The sequence below is a fragment of the Rhizobium sp. CB2179 genome (assembly GCF_057653455.1).
Map to the genome: position 1 here is coordinate 1,043,554 of NZ_CM172781.1, position 20,558 is coordinate 1,064,111.

Genomic DNA, 20,558 nt, shown 5'->3' on the forward strand with positions numbered 1-20,558 from the left:
ACGGTCAATCTCATCAGGAATCAGACCGACACGGATCACGACATGAAAGACTGGCATCCCGATCTCAGCCGCAGCAGCAGTCCGCGTTATATGGCGATCGCCGATGTGATCGAAATGGATCTGCGCAGCGGGCATCTGGTGGTTGGGGACCGGCTGCCGCCGCAACGCGAACTCGCCAAGCGGCTGAATGTCGATTTCACGACGGTGGCGAGAGGTTATGTCGAGGCGCAGAAGCGTGGGCTTGTGGATTCGCATGTCGGCCGAGGCACCTTCGTTACCGGTGGCGCGGACAAGGAGCGCCAGGGATTCGCGCCCGACGCCGCGCCCGATCCCCGCCGCGCCTCCATCGTCGATTTCTCGATGAACATGCCGCCGGAAACGCACGACCCCGAGCTGATCGCCCGCATGCGCGAGGGCATGTCGGCGGTGACGGCGAACCTCATTCCGCTTCTGCGCTACCAGGGCTTCGGCGGCTCCAGCATGGACAAGGAGGCTGCGGCCTCCTGGCTCAGCCGTCGCGGGCTGGTGCCCTCGCAGGAGCGCATCTTCGTCACACCCGGTGCCCATCCGGCCCTGCTGGCGATCTTCGGCCTGCTGGCAAAACCGGGCGAAACCGTGCTTTCGGAAATCATCACCTATCCCGGCATGCGCTCGATCGCCGCCCAGCTGCGGCTCAATCTGGCCGGTCTGCCGATGGACGAGGACGGTATCCTGCCGGACGCCTTTGCCGAGGCCTGCGAGAGATTGAAGCCGAAGGCGCTCTATCTCAATCCGACGCTGCAGAATCCGACGACGCTGACCATTCCGGCCAGGCGCCGTGAGGAGATCTGCGCCGTTGCCCGCAAATATCATGTGCCGATCGTCGAGGACGATGCCTATGGCTTCATTCCGCAGCACGGCCCGGCGCCGCTCGCGGCAACAGCGCCCGATCTGACCTGGCATATCGGCGGGCTGGCGAAATGCATCGGCGCGGGTCTGCGACTTGCTTATGTCGTAGCGCCGGACAGCAAGGCCGTGTGGCCCTTCGTCAGCGCCATGCGCGCCAACAATGTTATGGCCTCGCCGCTGACCGTGGCGCTCGCCACCCGCTGGATCGAGGACGGCACCGCCGATACGATCCTGCGTTTCATCCGCGCCGAGGCCGCCGCCCGCCAGCAGATGGTCGCCGCCATCCTGCCGGCCGGCAGCTACCGCGCCGATCCGATCAGTTTCAACATCTGGCTGCCGCTCTCCAACGGCTGGACCCGCTCGACCTTCGGCAGCCACACCCGTTCTTCCGGCATCGGCGTCGTCGCAAGCGATGCCTTCACGGTCGAGGGCGCGGCGCCCGAGGCCGTGCGTGTCTGCCTTGGCGGACCGATCACCCGGGAGAAATTGCAGGGCGCACTGGAATTCATGGCCCATGCGCTGGAAGGCCCGCCGGAAATGGCAGCGTCGTTCTTCTGACGCGGAAACGCCGCCCCAGGCTGATCAGGCACGAGCGGTCGAGATCAGATCGGTCTGGCCCTGATCTGTCGGGGCCTGGGCGAAGCGAAACCGTCACGTTCACGTCTGATTCGCCCAGGCTGCCAGGCCTGGCTGCGGCCCCAAATGCTGCTTGATAAATCTGCAGTCAGCTTGCTGCCGGCATGCGCTGGGGAGCTCTGCGGCATTCTGGCGAATTGACTGGTAATTTCCCTATAATGTAATTATATTGAATGCAGTCATTATAGATATTGATGGCATAAATGTTCGCGAAGCAAGAAAGCGAGATCGTCATGGACACGGAATATCCCCCACTTCCTCCGATGCAGACCGGCATCAAGGGACGCTGTCCGCGCTGCGGCCAGGGCCATATGTTCAAGGGCTTCCTGACGTTGCGGCCGGAATGCGAGGTCTGCGGTCTCGATTATTCCTTCGCCGATCCGGCCGACGGTCCGGCCTTCTTCGTCATCTGCTTCGCCTGCATCCCGAGCGTGCTGCTCGGCGTCTGGTTGGAGGTGGCCTTTTCGGCGCCGATCTGGGTGCAGCTTCTGGTCACCGGTCCGTTCATGCTCGCCACCTGTATTCCGCCGCTCCGGCCGCTGAAGGGCTGGCTGGTCGCCAGCCAGTATTTCTACAAGGCGGAAGAGGGCAAGCTCGCCTAGAGCATGATGCCGAAAAGTGTGAGCGGTTTTCAGACGACATCATGCTCTACTTCTTTGATTTAGATCAGGATTCAGATTTTAGGCCGATCGGGCCTAAAAGCATCCTGATCTAGGACTTGTTTAGCGTCGCGCGCAGGCGCGGCGTCGCGAAATCGAGCAGCGCCCGCAGTTTCAAGGGCACCAGTCCCTGCGCGGGATAAACGAGATGCACCGGCGCCGGCGGCGGTTCGAAATCGGCAAGCAGCGGCACCAGCAGGCCAGCCATCTCGGCGCGTGCGGCCTGGTAGGAGAGCACGCGGGTGATGCCGAGGCCGGCGACAGCCGCATCGACCGCGGCCTCGGCAGTGTTGACGGCAAGCCGCGAGCGGATCGGCACCGTGAGGTCATGTCTCCCTTCAATGAATGTCCAGCTCAGCATCGAGGCCATACCCTCGAAGGTGACGCAGTCGTGCCCGGCGAGATCGCCTGGATGCCGGGGGAGTGCGTGCCGTGTGAGATAATCCGGGCTGGCATAGACTGTGCGGCGGATCGCGCCGAGCCTTGTGGCGATCAGGTTACTATCAGGCAGGTTGCCGATCCTCAGCGCCACGTCGATATGATCCTCGACGAGGTTCGACAGCCGGTCGCCAAGCATCAGCCGCAGATTGATATCGGGATAGGCCTTCAGGAAATCCACCACCACAGGCAGGACATGCAGCCGCCCGAAGACGATCGGTGCGGTCATCGTCAGTTCGCCCTTCGGGGCGCTGTATTCGCCGGCCGCGGTCCGTTCCGCCTCTTCCACCCGATTAAGAATTTCCCGCGCCGCCTCGACATAGGAGCGGCCGGCTTCCGTCAGCGTGACCTTCCGGTTGCTCCGTTGCAGCAGCTGGGCGTTGAGATGGGCTTCCAGTTCCGAAACCTTGCGGCTGACGGTTGCGAGCGGGGATCGCAGATGCCGTGAGGCGGCCGACAGGCTGCCCTGTTCGACAACGGCAAGAAGCACGGTCATGGCGTCGAGGCGGTCCATTCTATCCTTCCATGAATTGGTAACATGCCTTCCAGATTAGCATTCTACTGCTGATGGATGGAAGGCAGTAAATAGACCGCAGATGGTTACAAGCGGCCATCGCCAACCGCGTCCCGTCGATCGGAAGACCAAAGGAACCATCATGAAACTCTACCATCACCCGCTTTCCGGCCATGCCCACCGGGCTCACCTGTTCCTGTCGCTGCTTGGCGTGCCCTATGAACTGGTCGAGGTCGACCTGGCGGCTGGCGCCCACAAGGCGCCGGACTTTCTGAAGCTCAATCCCTTTGGCCAGGTGCCGGTGCTCGACGACAATGGCACGGTCATTGCCGATTCCTCTGCCATCCTCGTCTATCTCGCGCGCAAATACGGCCGCACCGACTGGCTGCCGGAAGAGGCGGTGGCCGCGGCGCGGATACAGAAATGGCTCTCGGTTGCAGCGGGCGAGATCGCTTATGGGCCATGTGCTGCGCGCCTAGTCACCGTCTTCGGCGCTGACTTCCGCACCGACGAGGTGATCGCCCGGGCGCACCGCATTCTTGCGCTGATCGAGGCGGAGCTCCACGGTCACAGCTTCCTGCTCGGCGACAATCCTGTGATCGCCGACGTGGCGCTCTACAGCTACATCGCCAATGCGCCGGAGGGTAATGTCGATATCTCGGCCTATCCAAGCGTTCGCGCCTGGCTTGCGCGCATCGAGGCGCTGCCGGGTTTCGTCGGTTTTCGCAAGACCAAGATCGGCCTTGCCGCGTGACAAGTTGCCGGGGCAGGAACGCTGCCCCGGTTCCCAAAATGCTGCCCTGAAGGAGGCCGTGATGCTGGAACAGACAAGACAGGACGCCACATCGCCCTGGCATGCGGGCGAACTCGCCATGCAGCGCAGTGTCGGTGTCGCCGAACGCATGGACGGGCCGGGCCGGAATTTCGTCCGCAAGGCCATGCCGGAGCAGCATCGCGCCTTCTTTCCGATGCTGCCTTTCGTCGTGCTCGGCGCGGTCGATGCCAAGGGCGATGTCTGGGCAACGGTCAGGGCCGAGCGCCCGGGGTTCATGGCCTCGCCGGAGCCGGAGATTCTCGAGGTGCACCTGCCGCGTGACGCAGCCGATCCTGCCGATGCCGGCATGGAGGATGGTGACGCGATTGGAATGCTCGGCATTCAGCTCGAGACCCGGCGGCGCAACCGGCTGAACGGCGTGATCCACAGGACGGATGCTGAAGCTTTCCAAGTACGCGTCGGCCAGAGCTTCGGCAATTGCCCGCAATATATCCAGCTTCGCTCCGCCGCCTTCGTCCGCGATCCCGATCTGCCGACGGCGATGCCGACGCTTCATTCCGGCCAACTCGACGATCGGGCGCTAGGGATGATCGAGGGCGCCGATACGTTTTTCGTTGCCTCCTATGTCGACAGAGACAATGGCGAGCGGCAGGTGGACGTGTCCCATCGCGGCGGCAATGCCGGCTTCGTCCATGTCGGCGCCGACGGCGTACTGACCATTCCCGATTTTCCCGGCAATCGGTTCTTCAACACGCTGGGTAATTTCCTCGTCAACCCGAAGGCGGGGCTGGTCTTCATCGATTTCGAAACCGGGGACATGCTGCAGATGACGGGCAGGGCCGAGGTGCTGCTGGATTCGCCTGAGATCGCCACCTTTCAACGGGCGGAACGGTTGTGGCGTTTCACGCCGCAAAAGATCGTGCTTCGCCCGGATGCCCTGCCGTTGCGGTGGCGCCGGCCTCCCGGCCTTTGAGAAACGCCGCCTGGCGGCTTGTCAATCAATGTACTGATCAGTACAATGATAACCGTTCAGTACAGGAGCGCCCGGAGAACCTATGTCCAGCCTCGTCCCGCCTTTCACCCTTGAGACCGCCACCCAGAAGGTCCGCCTTGCCGAGGATGGCTGGAACAGTCGCGATCCCGAGCGCGTCTCGCTCGTCTATACGCCGGACAGCCGCTGGCGGAACCGCGCCGAATTCATCACCGGCCGCGCCGAGATCGTCGCTTTCCTCACCCGCAAATGGGCAAAGGAGCTGGATTACCGGTTGATCAAGGAGATCTGGGCCTTCACCGATCATCGCATCGCCGTGCGCTTCGCCTATGAATGGCACGATGACAGCGGCAACTGGTTCCGCTCCTATGGCAACGAGAACTGGGAATTCGACACCGCCGGCTTGATGCAGCGCCGCTTCGCCTGCATCAACGACCTGCCGATCCGGGAATCGGAGCGCAAGTACCATTGGCCGCTCGGCCGGCGGCCGGATGACCATCCCGGTCTGACCGAACTCGGCCTCTAAATAAGCCAGGGAAGCCGCGGGTGAAGACCGTCTACGAACGCGCCGACATCGTACCGCTGCTGGCGGAAATCTTCCGCGAACTCGGCTATGAGGGCACGTCACTCAGCCGCATCACCGAACGCACCGGCATCGGCAAGGGCAGCCTTTACCACTTCTTCCCCGGTGGTAAGGAGGAGATGGCGGGCGCCGTGCTCGCCGATGTCGATGCCTGGTTCGAACATGCGATCTATCAGCCGCTGAGAAAGGACGACGCCGATCAGGCGATCGCGGCGATGTGGACGAATGTGAACGACTACTTCCGCTCCGGTCGCCGCATCTGCCTCGTCGGCGCCTTCGCGCTTGACGAAACCCGCGAGCGGTTTTCGGCAGAGATCGGCGATTATTTCATTCGCTGGATCGACGCCTTGCGCTCGGCGTTGATGCGGGCAGGCTGCTCTGAGGGGGAGGCGCAAACACTCGCCGAGGAGGGCGTCGCGGGCATTCAAGGCGCACTGGTGCTGTCGCGTGCGCTCGACGACAGGATGATTTTCACCCGATCATTGGACACGCTGGCGAAACGGCTAGATGCTGTGATGCGATGAGGGGCGGTCAACCGCTGGGACGTGTATTGTACCTATGAAAAAATTCACCCGGCCATGAGTGACTGGCCGGGGCGTTGATCGGGCGCTGGGGCGGCGCTCGAGCTTAAATCGGTACCGCTTTGCGTCTATTTCAGCGTTGCTGTTGAGGCTGCTGGGCCGGGCGCGTATTTTCCCGTTCAGGGCGAACCTGGCGCCATTCGTTTTCCATCTGGTCGACGACATGCTGGGGAATGGTGGTTGGGCTATTGGCGGACGTCTGCATCGGAAGTCTCCTCTTTTCGCAGTAAGGCTTCAGGGCAGGAAGATGCATTGCACAAGACAAAAGGCGTGTAAATCAGTGGCTTAAACACTTTAAACGATTAAACCGAATTTAATCGATTAAGATAGTTTTAACCTTGATATTTGAGGGAAGCGCGGAATGGTTGTCCACATGAACCGGGCATTCTTTTTTGATACGGTACGGCACGGACTCTTCAAGGGAAACCTGACTCAGCCTCAGGTAGTGGGCATCACGGCGATTCTCGACGCCTGGGAAGAACGGTTTGCCGATGCCGACCGGCGGTGGCTCGCCTATATCCTCGCAACCGCTTACCACGAGACCGCCTATACGATGCAGCCGGTGCGTGAGACGCTGGCGGAAAGCGATGCGCGCGCAGTCGAGATCCTCGAGACGGCCTTTGCCGCAGGCCGGCTCTCTTGGGTGAAGACGCCCTACTGGCGGCCGGACGAGGATGGCTGCAGCTGGCTCGGACGCGGCCTGGTGCAGCTCACCCACAAGCGGAACTACGAGGCGATGAGTGTGCTGACGGGGATCGACCTCGTTGCCGATCCCGACCGGGCGATGGAGATGGATGCGGCGGTGACGATCCTGATCGAGGGCATGCTGCAGGGAAGTTTTACCGGCCACAAGCTCGCCGATCACCTGAACGCGACGACCGCGGATTGGGTGAATGCGCGCCGCATCGTCAATGGCACCGACCGGGCGGAAAAGCTCGCCGCTTATGCCATGGTCTTCGATGCGGCGATACGTCCCGATGCGGCCCGTGGCATGCTCGCGCGGTTGAAGGCCTGGGGCGCGCGTGTTATCGCCCGGCTGACAGCTGGAGCGCCGCGCCTCCGATAGGGTGCGCCAAGGTCGCTTCATCATTTTGATAAATCGGACAGGAGCTTCCGCGTGATCCGTCATATCGTCTTCTTCACCGTGCAGGAGGAACATCTGCAGGAGGTGAGGGCCGGGCTTTCTATACTGACCGGCATTCCGCATGCGCGGCTGCTGGAAATCGGCACCAATGTGAAGACCGATCAGCTGGGCACCGAGATCGATCTCGTAGTCTATGGCGAATTCGACGACGAGGCGGCCCTTGCCGCCTACAAGGCGCATCCCGATTATCAGCTCTCGATCGATCGCGTGCGGCCGCTCCGGGAAAAGCGCATCGCCGCCGACTACGATAACCGCACGGCTGTGACGCGGCCGCTCTGACTTGCCCAGGCGTTTGGCCACGCTGTATTCCATCGAAATTTCAACTGGATGAATGATTTTCCGGATTCGGATCGCCCGGAAGCTGACTCAACTTCTGAGTCCTCAGACTCACCTTTCGAAAAAGCGGCGGCAAGCGATTCAAAAGATTCGTGAAAAGCGGCTTCTGGTTCATGATCTGGCTGCCGCAGCGGTTGCGGCGTATGGACGGAAAGCCGCGCTCGTCCATGCTTGGATGATAATCAAGAGACATTAAGAATGGCTGACTCTGATGCGCGGGCACCGCGCACCAGCGCCATCAGCATCAGCACGAAGGCCAGCGACAAGGCCGCGAGAACGGCGCAGGCGGCGAGCGCCGGGCCGGTGCCGGCGCGATCGAGGATGGCGGTGAAGATGACGGGGGCGATGGCGTTGGCGAGGTTCTGCGGCAGCGACAGCCGGGCCGATTGCAGTCCGAATTCGCGCGGTGAGAACAGCGCCAGCGGTAGCAGCGCGCGGGCGACGGTCATGACCCCGGTGCCGAACCCGTAAAACAGGACGAAGGTGACAAGCAGCGGCGTCGACGGGCTGGCAACCAGCATCATCAGGAAACTGATCATCATCAGGCTGATGCCCATGACCGCGCTGAGCATGGGGTTGCCGTGCCGGCCGAGCAGCATGTCGAGGAAACGTGCAGAGATGCCGAGGACGCCGCGTGCCGAGCCGAGCTGCAGCGCAAAGGCCGGCGAGGCGCCGGACTGGCGGAAGATTTCGAGCAGTGATGGCGAGATGCCGAAGGTGACGAAGGTCGAGATCGTCGTCGTCGCGGCGATCAGCAGGAAGGCTTTTCGCTGCTTGGCTTTCGACAGCGGCACCGGAGCGATTTCGGCTGTGCCGCCTTCGACATGTGTTGCGATCGGCTTCGGCAGGCCTAAGAGATGCAGCGGCAGACAGACGAAGAATTGCAGCGCCGCACAGACCAGGAAGGTGAGGCGCCAGCCGACCGCCTCGTTGAGCAGGCTGAGGATCGGCCAGAAGATGGCGCTCGAAAGCCCGGTGAACAGCATCAGGATGGCGATGACGCGTTTGCCGTTTGCTCCTTCGCGCTCGACGACGGCGGTATAGGCCGGCGCCGAGAGGCCAAATGCGCCGCCGATGCCGATGATGACCCAGGCGCTGGCATAGAGCACGATGCCGTTTGCGGCGGCAAGCAGAAGCAGCCCGAGCGCAAAGGTCAGCGAGGCGGCCGAAAGCACACGGGCAGCACCATAGCGGCCGAGCCATCGGCCGGTCGCCGGACCGACGATGGCGCTGACCACCATCATGATCGTCAGGCCGGCAAACGCCACTTCGTTCGCCAGGCCGAGATCCGGCGCGACGACACGGCCCATGACCCCGAGCATGTCGAACGTCGTGCCCCAGCCGATCAGCTGGGTAACGGCGAGGACGGTGACCGTCTGCGCCGAGCGGAAGCGGGAGGATTTTGGCATTGGTGCTGAAACGGTCTGAAATGTGGGGGCGGCAAGGACATAACAGTTTCAACCGGCCCGTGAAAGCTGCGGTCGGCAGGAATCGGAACGGCGCGGCCGATTCGCGGACAAAGACTGTGGTGTCGGTCCCGCCGGCTCCCCACCTTTACCGGAGGTGATAAAGAACGCGTGGATAAGGCTGGAGGTCATCGTTTTTGGGTGCAATGGCGGTGGCCGTAGCTGGCTGCTGCGGCGTTTTCCAGGCCCTGAAACCGGCTGCATCGAACAGTCGAGAACAGTTCTAAACACCCTGCATTACGGGGCATTCATTTGCCATTCAGGTCGCGTGAGTACATATTCGGAGCAAGTTGGCATTACCTTGAAAGCATAACACATGGCCTTTCCTCTGAGCGTCGCAGCATTGGCCGCCGGACTGGTGGTATCGGCGCCCTCACCGGACGCCACGAGCACTTTTGTCGTGCGTATCGGAGGCGATTGCAGCGCCGCCGCAGCCCAGGTCGTCGAGCAGACCGGCGGCCAGCTCCTGTCCGTGCAACCGGTGGGCGATACCTGCATCATCACCGTGCTTGTGCAGGGCAATGGACAGCGCCCACGCAAAGTCACGGTAAAGGTTCCGATGTAGGCGGAATCGGCTTATTCAGGACATTGATTGATTTGAAGCGGACGAAGGCGGACCGATGCGCATCCTGGTAGTCGAAGACGACGTTAATCTGAACCGGCAGCTGGCCGACACGCTGAAGGAGGCGGGCTATGTCGTCGACCAGGCGTTCGATGGCGAGGAAGGCCATTTCCTCGGCGACACTGAACCCTATGACGCCATCATTCTCGATATCGGCCTGCCGGAGTTGGACGGGGTCACCGTTCTAGAAAAATGGCGTGGCGCCGGCCGCGGTGTGCCGGTGCTGATCCTGACGGCGCGCGACCGCTGGAGCGACAAGGTCGCCGGCATCGATGCAGGTGCCGACGACTACGTCACCAAGCCCTTCCATGTCGAGGAAGTGCTGGCCCGCCTTCGGGCGCTGATCCGGCGCGCGGCCGGGCACTCCTCATCCGAGATCATCTGCGGGCCGGTGCGGCTCGATACCAAGTCCTCGAAGGCGACGGTCAACGGCACGACGCTGAAGCTGACCTCGCACGAATATCGACTGCTTTCCTATCTCATGCACCACATGGGCGAGGTCGTTTCGCGCACGGAACTGGTCGAGCATATGTACGACCAGGATTTCGACCGTGATTCCAACACGATCGAGGTCTTCGTCGGCCGCCTGCGCAAGAAAATGGGGGTAGATCTGATCGAAACGGTGCGCGGTCTCGGTTACCGCATCCAAGCGCCGAAACATGCGAATTAAGTCGCTCACCGCACGTGTGTTGCTGCTGACCACGGTCTGGTCGACGGTGGCGCTGGTGGTGATCGGCTTGCTGATCTCCACCCTCTACCGCAAGAGTGCCGAACGCGGTTTCCAGGATCTGTTGCGGGCGCAGCTCTACAACGTCATCAATTCGGTGACGATCGGCGATCAGGGCGCTCTCAGCGGCAGCCCGCAGCTCGGCGACCTGCGTTTTGCCCAGCCGAAGACCGGCTGGTATTGGGTGGTGGAGCCGCTCGGCACCTATACGACCGCACCGCTGGTGTCGCCTTCGCTCGGCTCGGCGCTCATTCCGGTTCCCTCGGTCGTCGAGGCGCCCTTCGACAAGAATTACGAGCGCTATTACCAGGTGACGGATGCCTCCGGGAACCGCGTGCAGGTGGCCGAAACCGAAGTGGTGCTCGATACCGACGGCCGCGCGGCGCGCGTCCGCGTCACCGGCAATGTCGATGTCGTCGAAGACGACGTGCGCACCTTCTCTCACAGCCTCTATCTGGCGCTCGCCGGTTTCGGCGTCGGCAGCCTGATCGTCAACGCGCTGGCGATTCTCTACGGCCTTAAGCCCCTCGACAAGGCACGCGCCGCGCTGGAGCGCATCCGCGCCGGCGAGAGCGAACAGCTGAAAGGCGACTTCCCGCGCGAAATCCTGCCGCTCGCCAACGAGGTGAATGCGCTGATCGACAGCAACCGCCGCATTGTCGAGCGGGCCCGCATGCAGGTCGGCAATCTCGCGCATTCGCTGAAGACGCCGATCGCCGTGCTTCTCAACGAGGCGCGCGTCCTCGAAAAATCCCATGGTGAGCTGGTGCGCAGCCAGGCGGAAGCGATGCAGGGGCAGGTGCAGTCCTATCTCAATCGGGCGCGCATCGCCGCGCAGCGCGAATCCGTGCTCGCCCGCACCGATGCCGAGCCGGCGCTTGAACGGCTGGTGCGCGTCATGCGCCGGCTGAACGTCGATACCGAATTCGATCTCGTCGTCTCACCGCCGCATCTGGCCGTTGCCATGGAGCAGCAGGATCTCGAGGAGACAGTCGGCAACCTCCTGGAAAATGCGGCGCGTTTTGCCAGAAGCAGGGTGCGGCTTTCGGCCGTCGAGGCCGGCGAGGATGTGAAGGGGGTGGAGGCGAGCGTGCGCCGCCACTGGGTGGAGCTCACAGTCGAGGATGACGGGCCGGGCCTGGAGCCGGACCAGATCCGCGAGGCGCTGAAGCGCGGCCGCAGGCTCGACGAAAGCAAACCCGGAACCGGGCTCGGCCTTTCGATCGTCACCGAGATTTCCAACGAATACCAGGGACGGCTCGAGCTTTCCCGCGGTGAATGGGGCGGGCTGAAGGCCAAGCTTATCCTGCCCGGCGTCACAAAGGATGTTGCATGAGCAACTGCTTGATGTCACAAAGATACTGGCAAATGCATAGCATGCTTTGCCTTAATGCTGACACGGGGACGCTGCACTTCGATCGGCTGAAATTGACCCCTGATCGTGGTTCGACGCAATGATTTTACGCTCGCAAGGCATGATCGCTTCCGCTCTTCTCGTCGCCGTCGCGCTGTCCGGCTGCACGACGACGAAGAGTGCCGCTTCGCGTGGCATTTTTTCGAGCAAGCCCTCGGCATCGGCCGCCTTCATCACCGCGCTGCAGGGCGGCATCGTCGGCCGCAGCGGCGTGACGCTGAACGACAGCGACAAGCAGCGCGCGCTCGAGGCGGAATATCGGGCGCTGGAAGGCGCCGCCGTCGGCCAGCCAGTGCTCTGGACCGGCAAGGACGTGACCGGCAAGGTCGTTGCGGCTGCACCCTATCAGGTCGGTTCCCAGAACTGCCGGCAATACACCCACACGCTGACCGTCGACGGCAAGGACACGGTGACGCGCGGCGCTGCCTGCCGCAATGACGACGGCAGCTGGTCGCCGCTCTGAATTGCGGCCAATAGAGCGCCGCGCGTCCGACAGGACGCGCTAAGGACGCTCTATCACTTTAAATGGCGCATAATCCTTTCCGAAAATCGATTCCGATTCTCGGGGTTATGCGCTAGCCTCAAATCTTCGTCATTCCGGCTTTGGCAGTTGGAATGAAGGCGCGCTTCACGTATTTGGGCGACATGCTGTTCTGGATTCTCGTTGCCGCTTTGACGGCAGCCCTCGCCGTCATCCTGCTCTACCCCCTTCTGCGCGGAGCGAAGGCGGCGGATAATATCCGTGCGGGCGAGGCGGCGGTCTATCGCGACCAGTTGCGCGAACTCGACCGCGATCTCGATGGCGGGCTGATCACCCCGGAGGAGGCTGATTATGCGAGGGCGGAAATCGGCCGGCGGCTGATCGCCGTCTCTGCCGACGAGCCGGCTGAGACGCCGAAACCCGCACGGCATCACCGTTTCACCGAAGCCTTCGTTCTCCTGGTCCTGCCGGTTCTCGGGCTCTGTCTTTATTTGACGACGGGCAGGCCGGACCTGCCCTCGCAGCCGCTGGAGGCGCGGCTGGAAAACCCTGGCAACGACGTGGCGGTGCTGATCGCCAAGGCGGAACGGCACCTGGCTGAGAAGCCCGATGACGGCAAGGGCTGGGACGTGCTGGCGCCGATCTATTTCCGCACGATGCGCGTCAACGATGCGCAACTGGCCTATCGCAATGCCATCCGGCTTCTCGGCCCGAGCCCGGTCCGGCTCGATGGCCTTGCCGAGACGCTGATGGCGGTCTCCGACGGCGTGGTGACGGAGGAGGCGCGGCAGGTGCTGGAACAATCGCTGACGCTCGAACCTGACAATCCGCGTGCCCGCTTCTACATCGCCCTCAGCATGGAGCAGGCGGGACGGCCGAACGAGGCGCGCCAGGCCTTCGAGGCGCTGGCAAAACAATCGCCATCAGATGCGCCCTGGCTGCCGCTGGTCAACCAGCATATCGCCATGAACGGCGGCGCGCCGGCCGGGACCAATCCGGCTGCCCCCGGCGCCGATCCGGCTGCCCCCGGCAATCCCACGCAGCAAGATGTGGCGGCGGCCGAGACTATGAGCGCGGGCAACCAGCAGCAGATGATCCGCGGCATGGTCGAGAGCCTCGACGCCAAGCTCAGCGAGGATCCGAACAATTTCGAGGGATGGATGCGGCTCGTCCGCTCTTACGCCGTATTAAACGACAAGGATCGCGCCGCCGGCGCCTTGAAGCGTGGGCTTGCGGCCTTTCCGCCGCCCGGCGAACAGGGCAGGCAATTGCTGGCGCTTGCCAGGGAACTCGGCATAGCCACGGAGGGAGCGACGCAATGACACGCAAGCAGAAGCGCCTGGCGGTGATTGCGGGCGGCATGGGCTTCATCCTCGCCGCCGTGCTGCTGGTGATGTTCGCCTTCAGCCAGTCGGTCGCCTATTTCTACATGCCGGCCGATCTCGCCAAGACGCCGGTGGCGCCGGAAACCCGCATCCGCCTCGGCGGCCTGGTCGGTGAGGGCAGTGTCGTGCGCGGCACCGGTTCGACGGTGGAGTTTGCCGTCACCGACGGCAGCACCAATGCCGTGAAGGTCAAATATACCGGCATCCTTCCCGATCTCTTCCGCGAGGGCCAGGGCGTCGTCACCGAAGGCATGTTTGCCGCTGGAACGAACGTCTTCGTCGCCGACACCGTGCTTGCCAAGCATGACGAGACCTACATGCCGAAGGATGTGGCCGACAGGCTCAAATCCCAGGGACTGTGGAAGGAAGGCCAAGGCCAGGAAGTGAAGGCGACGCCATGATCATCGAGATCGGCCATTACGCGCTGGTGCTGGCGCTGGCCACGGCGCTCATCCTCTCCATCGTGCCGCTGATCGGAGCCCGCCGTCACGACCGGGCGATGATGGATGTGGCGACGATCGGCTCGCTGGCGATGTTTGCGCTCGTGGCCTTCTCCTTCGGTGTGTTGACTTATGCCCATGTCGTCTCGGATTTCTCGGTCGAGAACGTCTGGGAGAATTCGCATTCGCTGGTGCCGCTGCTCTATAAATATTCCGGCGTCTGGGGCAATCACGAGGGATCGATGATGCTCTGGCTGTTGATCCTGACGCTGTTCAGCGCGCTGGTCGCCATCTTCGGCCGCAATCTGCCGGAGACGCTGAAAGCCACCGTATTGGCCGTGCAAGCCTGGATTTCGGTCGCCTTCACGCTGTTCATCCTGCTGACCTCCAATCCCTTCCTCCGTCTCGATCCGGCGCCGGCCGAGGGCCGCGATCTCAACCCGGTTCTTCAGGATGTCGGCCTCGCGATCCATCCGCCGCTGCTCTATCTCGGTTATGTCGGCTTCTCCGTCTGCTTTTCCTTTGCGGTTGCGGCCCTGCTGGAAGGGCGCATCGACGCCGCCTGGGCACGCTGGGTGCGGCCCTGGACGCTGGCCGCCTGGACCTTTCTGACGCTTGGCATCGCCATGGGCTCCTACTGGGCCTATTACGAGCTCGGCTGGGGCGGCTGGTGGTTCTGGGACCCGGTGGAAAATGCCTCCTTCATGCCGTGGCTAGCGGGCACCGCACTGCTGCATTCGGCGCTTGTCATGGAGAAGCGCGAGGCGCTGAAGATCTGGACGGTGCTGCTCGCCATCCTCACCTTCTCGCTGTCGCTGATGGGCACCTTCCTGGTGCGCTCCGGCGTGCTGACCTCGGTGCATGCCTTTGCCAGCGATCCCTCCCGCGGCGTCTTCATTCTCTGCATCCTGCTGATCTTCATCGGCGGGGCGCTGTCGCTCTTCGCCTTCCGCGCGCCGAAGCTGTCGGCCGGCGGGCTGTTTGCGCCGATTTCGCGCGAGGGCGCGCTCGTCGTCAACAATCTCATCCTGACGGTCGCCTGCGGCACGGTGCTCACAGGTACGCTCTATCCGCTGCTGCTGGAAACGCTGACCGGCGACAAGATTTCCGTCGGGGCGCCCTTCTTCAACCTGACCTTCGGCCTGCTGATGGCGCCGCTGGTCGTCATCGTGCCCTTCGGGCCGATGCTTGCCTGGAAGCGCGGCGATCTGCTTGGCGCCCTGCAGCGGCTCTATGTCGTCGCAGGTCTGGCCTTCCTTGCCGCGGTGGTCTTCTTCTACATTCAACATGGCGGGCCGGTGCTTTCGGTGCTCGGCCTCGCTGCCGGGCTGTTCCTGATCCTCGGTGCTGTCGCCGATCTCTGGTACCGCGCCGGCATCGGCAAGGTCGCAGGCCGTCTCGCCTGGCGCCGGCTTTCCGGCCTGCCGCGGTCGGCCTTCGGCACGGCCCTTGCCCATGCCGGGCTCGGCGTCACCGTGCTCGGCATCGTTGCGGTGACGACGTTCGAGAGCGAGTATGTCATCGAGATGAAGCCCGGTGAGGTGACCGAGGCCGGCGGTTACAGTCTGCATTTCGACGGCATGCAGCCGGCGACCGGGCCGAACTATACCGAGGACCGCGGCCACTTCACCGTCCGGCGCGCCGGTGTCGCGGTTGCCGATACCTGGTCAGCCAAGCGCCTCTACACTGCCCGCCAGATGCCGACGACGGAGGCCGGCATCCTGACCTTCGGGCTCAGCCAGCTCTATGTGTCGCTCGGTGACGCCACCAAGGACGGCGGCATTGTCGTGCGCATCTGGTGGAAGCCGTTTATTCTCTGCATCTGGGGCGGAGCGGTGTTTATGGCCTTCGGCGGCCTGGTCTCGCTCAGCGACCGCCGCCTGCGTGTCGGCGCGCCGCGCCGCAAGGCGAAGCCGGCAAGGCCGGCAGCTCCCAAAATGGAGCCGGCGGAATGATGCGGCGTCTGCTCCTGGCTTTTGCTTTGCTGCTGATGGCGGCCCCCGCCTTCGCCGTCAATCCGGACGAGGTGCTGGCCGATCCGGCGCTCGAGGCGCGGGCCCGCACACTTTCGGCGGAACTGCGCTGCATGGTCTGCCAGAACCAGTCGATCGACGATTCCAACGCCGATCTGGCCAAGGACCTGCGCCTGCTGGTGCGCGAGCGCATCACCGATGGCGACAGCGACGAGGCGGTGCTGAACTATATCGTCTCGCGCTACGGCGAGTTCGTGCTCTTGAAGCCGCGTGTCAGCATGAAGACGGTGCTGCTCTGGGGCGCACCGGTACTGCTGGTGCTCGCCGGCGGGCTGTCGCTGCTGGTCTTTGCGCGCAAGAGGGCGGGCAAGCCGACCGGCAGCAAGCTGACGGCAGACGAGCAGGCGCGGCTGAGCGAGCTGCTGAAGAAATAACCGACCGGGCTGAGCCGGTAGACGAGCATTTCCGACCGCGTCCAGGCCGCCCAGAGAAGCCCGCGGCACGTTCGGCCGTTTGCCAAACCTTGCAAACATTACCAACTTTTCATTGGCCGGACAGTTCGCAGTAAGGTGCGGCGTCCTATATCTTTACTCATCGACTGATCCGGCATCGCCGGCTCTGAGAACTAAGAACAAGAGAAGGTGCTCCAATGCTCAAGAATTTCAACGGACGTCCGTCCCTCGCCACTGTGCTCAAGGCCTCTACCGTTGCCGGTATCGCAGCCGCTGTGCTCGCAACCGGCGTTCCGCTCGAAATCACCCGGTCTTATGCCGAAGCTGTCAAGGTTCAGGCGCCCGCCGTTCCGAGCTTCGCCAATGTCGTCGACGCCGTTTCGCCGGCCGTCGTTTCCGTCCGGGTCGAAAATCGCGTCAATCCCGTCTCCGACAACAACAATGACGGCTTCTCCTTCGATTTCAACGGCCGCGGCTTCGACGACCTACCCGACGATCATCCGCTGAAGCGGTTCTTCAAGCAGTTCGGCCAGGATCCGAATGATCAGCAGGGCCATTCCAGGCGCTTCGGCCAGAACGGACCGAATGGTGGCCCGAATGGTCCGGGCGGCAAGGGTCGCCTCCGCCCCGTCGCCCAGGGCTCCGGCTTCTTCATCTCTGAGGACGGCTACATCGTCACCAACAATCACGTCGTTTCCGATGGTCAGGCCTTCGTCGCCGTCATGAAAGACGGCACCGAACTCGATGCCAAGCTGATCGGCAAGGATCCGCGCACCGATCTCGCTGTGCTGAAGGTCGACGGCAAGGGCAAGAAGTTCACCTACGTCAACTGGGCCGACGACAACAATGTCCGCGTCGGTGACTGGGTCGTTGCCGTCGGCAATCCCTTCGGTCTCGGCGGCACGGTTACAGCCGGCATCGTCTCAGCTCGCGGCCGTGATATCGGTTCCGGTCCTTATGACGATTATCTGCAGGTGGATGCCGCCGTGAACCGCGGCAACTCCGGCGGTCCGACCTTCAACCTCAGCGGCGAAGTCGTCGGCATCAACACCGCGATCTTCTCGCCGTCGGGCGGCAGCGTCGGCATCGCCTTCGCCATTCCCGCCTCGACCGCCAAGGACGTCGTCGCCGATCTGATGAAGGACGGCCAGGTTTCGCGCGGCTGGCTGGGTGTCCAGATCCAGCCGGTAACCAAGGACATCGCCGAATCCATCGGCCTTTCCGAGCCGAGCGGCGCCCTGGTCGTTGCCCCGCAGGCCGGGTCGCCGGGTGACAAGGCCGGCATGAAGGCCGGAGACGTCGTCACCGCGCTGAATGGGGAGACGATCAAGGATGCCCGTGATCTCAGCCGCCGTATCGGTGCGATGCAGCCGGGCAGCAAGGTTGAGCTTTCGGTCTGGCGCGCCGGCAAGGCCCAGCCTCTCACCGTCGAACTCGGCACGTTGCCGATCGACCAGAAGGATGCGTCTGCCGATGACAACAGCCAGCCGCAGCAGCCTGAGGCACCGGCTTCCGAGAAGGCGCTTGCCGATCTCGGCCTGACGGTCGGCCCGTCTGACGACGGCAAGGGCCTGGCGATAACAGACATCGACCCGAACTCCGATGCCGCCGACAAGGGCATTAAGGAAGGTGAGAAGATCACCTCGGTCAACAACCAGGAGGTCTCCAGCGCCGACGACATCGTCAAGGTGCTGAACCAAGCCAAGAAGGACGGGCGCACCCGCGCTCTCTTCCAGATCCAGTCCAGTGAGGGGAGCCGCTTCGTAGCGCTTCCGATCAACGGCCAGGGCTGATCTTCAAGAAAACTGGAGCCGTGCGGACGAGAGTCCGCGCGGCTCGATTCTTCTGACCTTTGAAGGATGATCGCGATGAGCGCCGCCCCGCAGGAAGATGCTTTGAGCCTTGCCGAAACGCAGCCGGTGGGTAATGTCGGCCGCATGAAGATTCTCATCATCGAAGATGATCTCGAAGCCGCGGTCTACCTCACGAAAGCCTTTCGCGAGGCGGGCATCGTCGCCGATCACGCCAGCGACGGCGAGAGCGGCCTGTTCATGGGGTCGGAAAATACCTACGACGTCATCGTCATCGACCGCATGCTGCCGCGCCGGGACGGGCTCTCGGTCATCAGCGAATTGCGCCGCAAGGCGATCCATACGCCGGTCCTCATCCTCTCCGCGCTCGGCCAGGTCGATGACCGCGTCACCGGGCTTCGTGCCGGCGGCGACGATTATCTGCCGAAGCCTTATGCCTTCAGCGAATTGCTGGCGCGCGTCGAGGTGCTCGGCCGCCGCAAGGGCACGCCGGATCAGGACGTCGTTTATCGCGTCGGCGATCTCGAACTCGACCGGCTCTCCCATGAGGTGCGCCGCGGCGGCAAGGAGATCCCGCTGCAGCCGCGCGAATTCCGCCTGCTCGAATATCTGATGAAGAATGCCGGCCAGGTGGTGACCCGCACCATGCTGCTCGAAAATGTCTGGGACTATCACTTCGACCCGCAGACCAACGTCATCGACGTCCATGTCTCGCGCCTGCGCTCGAAGATCGAGAAGGACTACAGCCAGCCGCTCCTGAAGACCATTCGCGGCGCGGGGTATATGATCAAGGATGAGGGATGAGCCGTTTCAAGGTTCTCTTCAAGTCCACCGCAGTCCGCCTTTCGGCACTCTACATCCTGCTTTTCGCCATCTGCGCCGCGACGCTCGTCTTCTATGTGACGGCAATGTCGGAACGGCTGCTGACGGGCCAGATCCGCGATGCCGTCAGGCAGGAGGTGGAACAGGTGCAACGCGCCTATGACACCGGCGGCATGAACCTTCTCCTGCGCACGATGGAGCGGCGTGCCCGCCAGCCGGGCGCCAACCTCTACATCATCGCCGGTCCTTCGGGCGATATTCTCGCCGGCAACGTCGCGTCGGTGCAGCCGGGTGTCTTCGAGGAGATCGGCTGGACCTCCGCGCCATTCGGCTACCAGCGTTATACCGACAGCGGCGTCGAGCGCCGCCACAAGGCGATTGCCAATATCTTCGTGCTCGACAATGGCCTCAGAATCCTGATCGGCCGCGACCTCGGCGACCCCGAGCGTTTCCGTCTGCTGGTGCGCCAGGCGCTGATGGTGGCCTTGGCGATCATGGGGCTCGGCGCCATCATCATCTGGTTCGGCATCGGCCGCAACGCGCTGAAACGCATCGACCGCATGTCGGATGCCAGCAAGAAGATCATGGCCGGCGACCTGTCGCAGCGCCTGCCGGTGGGCGGATCCGGCGATGAATTCGACCGCTTGTCGATGTCTTTGAATACCATGCTGGAGCGCATCGAGAAGCTGAACGAGGGCCTGCGGCAGGTCTCCGACAACATCGCCCACGATCTCAAGACGCCGTTGACGCGGTTGCGCAACAAGGCGGCCGATGCGCTCGATATCGCCGATGGCGAGACGCGGCGCACCGCGCTCGAAGGCATCATTTCCGAATCCGACCAACTGATCCGCACCTTCAACGCGCTGTTGATGATCTCCCGCGTCGAGGCCGGATCGGTCGCCGCCGAGATGTCGCCGGTGGAGCTTTCGGCCATCGTCTCCGATAGCGCCGAGCTTTACGAACCGGCGGCGGAGGAGGCGGGGCTTGGCTTGAGCTCCAGCATCGAACCCGATGTCGAGGTGCAGGGCAATCGCGAGCTGATCGGCCAGGCGATCTTCAACCTGCTCGACAATGCCATCAAATATTCTTCCGATACGGAAGGGGCGGGCAAGGTAACGCTGAAGCTCGCCCGCCGCCCGGATGGCATCTGCCTTTCGGTCGCCGACCACGGGCCGGGCGTTCCGGCCGACAGGCGCGACGACGTGGTGAAGCGCTTCGTCCGCCTCGATGAAAGCCGGTCGAAGCCGGGAACGGGGCTCGGGCTTTCGCTGGTGGAAGCGGTGATGGAGCTGCACAATGGCCGGTTGGAACTCTCCGACACCGATCCCGACAAACCCGAAAAGCGCGGATTGACGGTCAGCATGATCTTCCCCGCCAAGGCTGCCTGATTGCCGAGATCGATGATCGGCTGAATCGCGTA

General features: G+C 63.1%; 22 protein-coding genes. 19 read left to right on the top strand and 3 right to left on the bottom strand.

Annotation, left to right across the window (positions count from 1 at the left end):
- The first annotated feature begins 42 nt into the window (after positions 1-42).
- Positions 43-1,446 (top strand): aminotransferase-like domain-containing protein, encoded by a 1,404-nt coding sequence (locus tag AC244Q_RS05280; protein ID WP_012756700.1) that lies wholly within the window; start codon positions 43-45, stop codon positions 1,444-1,446.
- A gap of 311 nt (positions 1,447-1,757) precedes the next feature.
- Complete coding sequence (locus AC244Q_RS05285) at positions 1,758-2,126, top strand: DUF983 domain-containing protein (RefSeq protein ID WP_003546717.1); 369 nt, start codon at positions 1,758-1,760, stop codon at positions 2,124-2,126.
- A gap of 109 nt (positions 2,127-2,235) precedes the next feature.
- Here AC244Q_RS05285 and AC244Q_RS05290 read toward each other — a convergent pair whose 3' ends face one another.
- Complete coding sequence (locus tag AC244Q_RS05290; protein WP_012756701.1) at positions 2,236-3,135, bottom strand: LysR family transcriptional regulator; 900 nt, start codon at positions 3,133-3,135, stop codon at positions 2,236-2,238.
- Between the two features lie 142 nt (positions 3,136-3,277).
- On the opposite strand from AC244Q_RS05290, the gene AC244Q_RS05295 reads away from it, so the two are divergent.
- From AC244Q_RS05295 to AC244Q_RS05310, 4 genes are all read left to right on the top strand, one after another.
- Positions 3,278-3,889 carry a glutathione S-transferase family protein gene (locus tag AC244Q_RS05295; protein ID WP_113547110.1) on the top strand — a complete coding sequence of 204 codons (612 nt, stop codon included), beginning with the start codon at positions 3,278-3,280 and terminating at the stop codon, positions 3,887-3,889.
- A gap of 61 nt (positions 3,890-3,950) precedes the next feature.
- A complete protein-coding gene (locus AC244Q_RS05300; RefSeq protein ID WP_113547111.1) occupies positions 3,951-4,883 on the top strand; it encodes a pyridoxamine 5'-phosphate oxidase family protein in 933 nt (310 codons plus the stop codon).
- A gap of 82 nt (positions 4,884-4,965) precedes the next feature.
- Positions 4,966-5,427, top strand: a complete 462-nt coding sequence (locus tag AC244Q_RS05305) for a nuclear transport factor 2 family protein (RefSeq protein WP_113547100.1) — start codon at positions 4,966-4,968, stop codon at positions 5,425-5,427.
- Between the two features lie 20 nt (positions 5,428-5,447).
- Complete coding sequence (locus tag AC244Q_RS05310; protein ID WP_012756705.1) at positions 5,448-6,008, top strand: TetR/AcrR family transcriptional regulator; 561 nt, start codon at positions 5,448-5,450, stop codon at positions 6,006-6,008.
- A 130-nt stretch (positions 6,009-6,138) separates the two neighbouring features.
- Here the strand turns inward: AC244Q_RS05310 and AC244Q_RS05315 are convergent, their stop codons facing one another.
- Positions 6,139-6,270, bottom strand: a complete 132-nt coding sequence (locus tag AC244Q_RS05315) for a hypothetical protein (RefSeq protein ID WP_020486941.1) — start codon at positions 6,268-6,270, stop codon at positions 6,139-6,141.
- 156 nt (positions 6,271-6,426) lie between these two features.
- On the opposite strand from AC244Q_RS05315, the gene AC244Q_RS05320 reads away from it, so the two are divergent.
- Both AC244Q_RS05320 and AC244Q_RS05325 read left to right on the top strand, forming a co-directional pair.
- On the top strand, positions 6,427-7,131 hold the full coding sequence (locus AC244Q_RS05320; RefSeq protein ID WP_113547101.1) for a hypothetical protein: 705 nt from the start codon (positions 6,427-6,429) through the stop codon (positions 7,129-7,131).
- A gap of 51 nt (positions 7,132-7,182) precedes the next feature.
- Positions 7,183-7,488: a Dabb family protein gene (locus AC244Q_RS05325; protein WP_012756708.1), complete on the top strand. Its 306-nt coding sequence runs from the start codon at positions 7,183-7,185 to the stop codon at positions 7,486-7,488.
- A 239-nt stretch (positions 7,489-7,727) separates the two neighbouring features.
- On the opposite strand, the gene AC244Q_RS05330 is transcribed toward AC244Q_RS05325, so the two are convergent.
- A complete protein-coding gene (locus tag AC244Q_RS05330; protein WP_113547102.1) occupies positions 7,728-8,954 on the bottom strand; it encodes an MFS transporter in 1,227 nt (408 codons plus the stop codon).
- Positions 8,955-9,327: 373 nt separating this feature from the next.
- Here AC244Q_RS05330 and AC244Q_RS05335 point away from each other — a divergent pair, with 373 nt between their 5' ends.
- From AC244Q_RS05335 to AC244Q_RS05385, 11 genes are all read left to right on the top strand, one after another.
- A complete protein-coding gene (locus tag AC244Q_RS05335; RefSeq protein ID WP_003557930.1) occupies positions 9,328-9,576 on the top strand; it encodes a hypothetical protein in 249 nt (82 codons plus the stop codon).
- Between the two features lie 55 nt (positions 9,577-9,631).
- The gene (locus AC244Q_RS05340; protein ID WP_012756711.1) at positions 9,632-10,303 is read left to right on the top strand and encodes a response regulator transcription factor; all 672 of its coding nucleotides are present in this window, start codon (positions 9,632-9,634) and stop codon (positions 10,301-10,303) included.
- Positions 10,293-11,696, top strand: coding sequence for a sensor histidine kinase (locus tag AC244Q_RS05345; RefSeq protein WP_113547103.1), 1,404 nt, complete (start codon positions 10,293-10,295; stop codon positions 11,694-11,696). Before AC244Q_RS05340 ends, AC244Q_RS05345 begins: the two co-directional genes overlap by 11 nt.
- A 118-nt stretch (positions 11,697-11,814) precedes the next feature.
- Complete coding sequence (locus AC244Q_RS05350; RefSeq protein WP_012756713.1) at positions 11,815-12,237, top strand: RT0821/Lpp0805 family surface protein; 423 nt, start codon at positions 11,815-11,817, stop codon at positions 12,235-12,237.
- Between the two features lie 182 nt (positions 12,238-12,419).
- Positions 12,420-13,577, top strand: a complete 1,158-nt coding sequence (ccmI, locus tag AC244Q_RS05355) for a c-type cytochrome biogenesis protein CcmI (RefSeq protein ID WP_432431724.1) — start codon at positions 12,420-12,422, stop codon at positions 13,575-13,577.
- Positions 13,574-14,041 carry a cytochrome c maturation protein CcmE gene (gene ccmE / locus AC244Q_RS05360; RefSeq protein WP_128407378.1) on the top strand — a complete coding sequence of 156 codons (468 nt, stop codon included), beginning with the start codon at positions 13,574-13,576 and terminating at the stop codon, positions 14,039-14,041. Before ccmI ends, ccmE begins: the two co-directional genes overlap by 4 nt.
- Positions 14,038-16,035, top strand: coding sequence for a heme lyase CcmF/NrfE family subunit (locus tag AC244Q_RS05365; RefSeq protein ID WP_128407377.1), 1,998 nt, complete (start codon positions 14,038-14,040; stop codon positions 16,033-16,035). The genes ccmE and AC244Q_RS05365 overlap by 4 nt, the downstream gene beginning before the upstream one ends.
- Entirely contained in the window at positions 16,032-16,487 is a 456-nt protein-coding gene (locus tag AC244Q_RS05370; RefSeq protein WP_012756717.1) for a cytochrome c-type biogenesis protein, read from the top strand. The genes AC244Q_RS05365 and AC244Q_RS05370 overlap by 4 nt, the downstream gene beginning before the upstream one ends.
- Positions 16,488-16,702: 215 nt before the next feature.
- Positions 16,703-18,298: a Do family serine endopeptidase gene (locus AC244Q_RS05375; RefSeq protein WP_017993453.1), complete on the top strand. Its 1,596-nt coding sequence runs from the start codon at positions 16,703-16,705 to the stop codon at positions 18,296-18,298.
- A 66-nt stretch (positions 18,299-18,364) separates the two neighbouring features.
- Positions 18,365-19,120: a response regulator transcription factor gene (locus AC244Q_RS05380; RefSeq protein WP_017993454.1), complete on the top strand. Its 756-nt coding sequence runs from the start codon at positions 18,365-18,367 to the stop codon at positions 19,118-19,120.
- Positions 19,117-20,526 (top strand): sensor histidine kinase, encoded by a 1,410-nt coding sequence (locus tag AC244Q_RS05385; RefSeq protein ID WP_017993455.1) that lies wholly within the window; start codon positions 19,117-19,119, stop codon positions 20,524-20,526. Before AC244Q_RS05380 ends, AC244Q_RS05385 begins: the two co-directional genes overlap by 4 nt.
- Positions 20,527-20,558 lie beyond the last annotated feature (32 nt).